The 2,993-nt window shown below is 63.8% G+C and carries 5 protein-coding genes; 1 reads left to right on the forward strand and 4 read right to left on the reverse strand.

The window, feature by feature from the left end; all coding sequences use genetic code 11:
- Positions 1 to 92: 92 nt before the first annotated feature.
- Positions 93 to 554, reverse strand: a complete 462-nt coding sequence (locus tag ACH2EI_RS17430; protein WP_395154021.1) for a PPOX class F420-dependent oxidoreductase — start codon at positions 552 to 554, stop codon at positions 93 to 95.
- A 236-nt stretch (positions 555 to 790) separates the two neighbouring features.
- Here ACH2EI_RS17430 and ACH2EI_RS17435 point away from each other — a divergent pair, with 236 nt between their 5' ends.
- Positions 791 to 1,177 carry a cyclic nucleotide-binding domain-containing protein gene (locus ACH2EI_RS17435; protein ID WP_395160978.1) on the forward strand — a complete coding sequence of 129 codons (387 nt, stop codon included), beginning with the start codon at positions 791 to 793 and terminating at the stop codon, positions 1,175 to 1,177.
- Between the two features lie 242 nt (positions 1,178 to 1,419).
- Here ACH2EI_RS17435 and ACH2EI_RS17440 read toward each other — a convergent pair whose 3' ends face one another.
- The 3 genes from ACH2EI_RS17440 to ACH2EI_RS17450 form a co-directional block, all read right to left on the reverse strand.
- Positions 1,420 to 1,812: a type II toxin-antitoxin system VapC family toxin gene (locus ACH2EI_RS17440; RefSeq protein ID WP_395154019.1), complete on the reverse strand. Its 393-nt coding sequence runs from the start codon at positions 1,810 to 1,812 to the stop codon at positions 1,420 to 1,422.
- Entirely contained in the window at positions 1,797 to 2,045 is a 249-nt protein-coding gene (locus tag ACH2EI_RS17445) for a type II toxin-antitoxin system Phd/YefM family antitoxin (RefSeq protein ID WP_395154018.1), read from the reverse strand. Before ACH2EI_RS17445 ends, ACH2EI_RS17440 begins: the two co-directional genes overlap by 16 nt.
- Before the next feature lie 126 nt (positions 2,046 to 2,171).
- Positions 2,172 to 2,993, reverse strand: an 822-nt coding sequence (locus ACH2EI_RS17450; RefSeq protein ID WP_395160980.1) for a Fic family protein, incomplete at its 5' end; no start/stop codon positions are given.

The following is a 2,993-nucleotide window of genomic DNA, read 5'->3' on the forward strand; positions in this document are numbered from 1 at the left end:
CGCGGTTCAACGAACTCGCAAATGGCGGCCCACTGCACTAACGGGGCAGGCGTCTGCGTGCCGCTGAGCATCCCGGCCAGTGAGTTGGCGGGTTAGTTGGCCGCGGCGGTCTCGAGGGCACTGGCGGTGGCGGATTCGTCGATCCAGGGGCCGACGCCGCTGAGCCTCTCGACGGTGATCCGCACCACGACTGCGCTGGGCGCGTCGCGCATCGCGAGTGGGTGACGTTTCAGGCTCGTGTACTTGTTCGCCAGGCGATCCATCAGCTCGGGGTTGGGGCCGGGTTCGAGTGCGGCGCGGCCGCGAATGACGAGGTGGCGCTGATAGCCACGTTCGTTCCGTTCGACGTCTTCAATCGACAGGATGATGCGGTTGTCGCGGCGCAGGTTCTTGGCCTTCTCGCTGTCGGCGTCGGTGCCGAACAAAATCTCGTCGCCGTGCGCAATCACCCACACGACCGACACTTGCGGGCTGCCGTCGGCGTTGTTCGTCCAGACGTGCGCCACCGCGTCCGTGCCGAGCATCGCCTGAGCAATTGCTGGAATGGTGGACATAGTTGCCTCCTCGTTGGGAACACTCACGCTAGTGCACTTGTGAAGGTACGTCGAGAAAGTGGCTGTCGAGTCCTGTTCATCGGGGCCGATGGCACGGTGTGTTCGACCATCTCCGTCACCCGCTGGCGACAGACAGTCCGGTCACGCTCACATATTGCTTCGGAAGAACGGCTCCGTGATGCGTGTTACGTTCCGTTCACCGGCGGCGACCGCTGCGGACGGAGAGAGGCATGTGCATGGAGATTGAAGAGTTCCGCTCGATTGCGTTGTTTGAGGGATTGACCGACGACGAATTGGCACAGTGCACCGAACCGCTCAAAGAGCTTGAAATGGTGGCCGGCAGCAGCCTTGCCAAGCAGGATGACTTCGCCTACAAGTTCTTCATCGTGCTCGACGGTGAGGTGGACGTGCACCGCGACTTCGAGTTCGTTGCCAGTATCGGTCCGGGTGAGTTCTTCGGGGAGACGGCACTCGTCACAGGCGAGAAGCGCAACGCCCGGGTCACGACGCACACGCGCTGTCGCCTCGCCTGCATGATGGGCTGGGAGTTCAAGACGATGACCGAAAAGTTCCCCTCTGTCGCAGCGCACATCGACGCCGCAGTCGCCGAACGCGAAGCCTGACTCGCAGTCGTGCTGGCCGAGATCAGCTACTCGGGTCCGAGTTCGATCACTCGCGGCGGGTGGTCTCAAAGAAGTGGAGTTACGGGGGTAATCCGGTATCGATTGGAATGACGCCAGGTGCCGCGATGGGGCGGCTGGGCTCGCAGGTTGCGCACGTTGTTGTCGAGCGCGCTGTGGTTGTTGTGAGTCGTACAACCTCAGCGTCGGTGCGGAATCTCAACGCAACTCATCGAGGCGTCTCGTCAGACGGCAACGATCTCGAGGAGATCGCCGAGGCCGACCAGGTCGGCGGCGTTGCGCGTGTACAAGCGGGCATCGTGAGCGTGCGCCGTTGCAGCGATCAACAGGTTGAACGCACGCGACCGGGGTTGGCGTCCCGCTGCGGCAACCGCTGCGGCAAGACGTCCATAGCTCGCGGCAACGTCGTCGTCGATCGGCAGGGCATCGAAACTGCGTTGCAGCATCGTCAGCCGTCTGAGCCGTTCGGCCCGGGCTGCATCGTCGGCGGTCACCATGACACCGAAGTGCAACTCCGCGAGTGACGCTGCACTGATGGCCAGTTCGCCGTCGAGGCGGGGAACGTCTGTCGCGATCAGCACGCTGGTGTCGAGCAGCGCCTTCACGCTTCGTCCCATGGGTTCCTGATCGACTGATCGATGAGGTCGTGGTCGCGCTGCCAGTTCGGGTCGGGTGGCCCGTTGAACAAGCCAGCAATGGCGTCCCAGGTCTGCCAGCGCTTCGGCGCCACTGGGACCAGACGAGCAGCGAGCCGCCCCGCAACAGTGATGTCAATCTGCTCACCACCCTCGACGCGCCGAACAAGTTCCGACGCACCCTGACGAAGTTCACGCAGACCGACGCTGTCCATAGACCACATGGTAGCACAAGTGCTACTCGATCGACATGCGGTGGACGACTCCCGGACGGCTGAGAGCGATCGTGAGCAGCTGGCCGATCGCGTCGGTGCCGGGCAGCGGCTGCAGTTCGCGCTGCGTCAGTCGCTGTAGACGGCGTCGAAGATGGCTTCGGCGGAGTAGATCCGGTTGCGTTTCCCGCCGGTCAGTTCCACGAGCATCCCTCGCTTGACCAGTGTCTTGATGCAGGCCTGGGCGGTCGGGAAGGTCACGTCGAGCCCTGTGGTCAGCGATGTCGCTGACACGTAGGGCGTCGTGAAGAGGTGTTCGGCGGCGCGCACGACATTCGTCGATGCGGAGTCGGCCTGGAGTACGGCGCGCTGCGCTGCTTGCAGTTCGACGAGCCCGGCCATGCGCACTTCGGCATCGGCAGCTTGCTCAGCGACGCCGCGGAGGAAGAACGTGAGCCAGGGGTCGAAGTTCCCGGTTCGGCTCGTGCTGATCAGTAGCTCGTTGTACCGGTCACGGTTCCGTTCGAAGTACACGGAGAGGTGCAGCATCGGTTCGGGCAGGACCCCGCGCTCGACCATCAGCAGCGAAATGAGCAGCCGGCTGAGCCGACCGTTTCCTTTGGGGAACGGATTGATCACGGCGAGTTGGTGGTGTGCCAGCGCGAGTCGGATGAGGAACGGCATCGACCGTTCCTGCAGGAACACCTCGAGGTCATCGAGCGCGTCGGCCATCCCCGCAACTGGCGTTGGCGGCGGGGCGGGTGCGATGTCGGTGCCCGCCATCAGCCGTTCGTGGATGTCACGGAGCAGTTCGAGGTTGACCGTGCCGCCGTCGCTCAGGCGCTCGATGCCGTAGGCGAGCGCGTCGGCGTAGTTCGCGACGTGCTGCACGTCGTGGTTCTCGTCGATGTCAGAGCGGTCGCCGGCTTCGAAGCGAAGGAGGTCGGCGAC

It is taken from the genome of Ilumatobacter sp., assembly GCF_041688325.1.
In the GTDB taxonomy this organism is placed as follows: domain Bacteria; phylum Actinomycetota; class Acidimicrobiia; order Acidimicrobiales; family Ilumatobacteraceae; genus Ilumatobacter_A.

Bases quoted from the DNA above. Each gene is read 5' to 3' on its own strand.
- ACH2EI_RS17440 (WP_395154019.1), bottom strand. From the start codon at position 1,812: ATGGGACGAAGCGTGAAGGCGCTGCTCGACACCAGCGTGCTGATCGCG.
- ACH2EI_RS17445 (WP_395154018.1), bottom strand. From the start codon at position 2,045: ATGGACAGCGTCGGTCTGCGTGAACTTCGTCAGGGTGCGTCGGAACTT.
- ACH2EI_RS17435 (WP_395160978.1), top strand. From the start codon at position 791: ATGGAGATTGAAGAGTTCCGCTCGATTGCGTTGTTTGAGGGATTGACC.
- ACH2EI_RS17430 (WP_395154021.1), bottom strand. From the start codon at position 554: ATGTCCACCATTCCAGCAATTGCTCAGGCGATGCTCGGCACGGACGCG.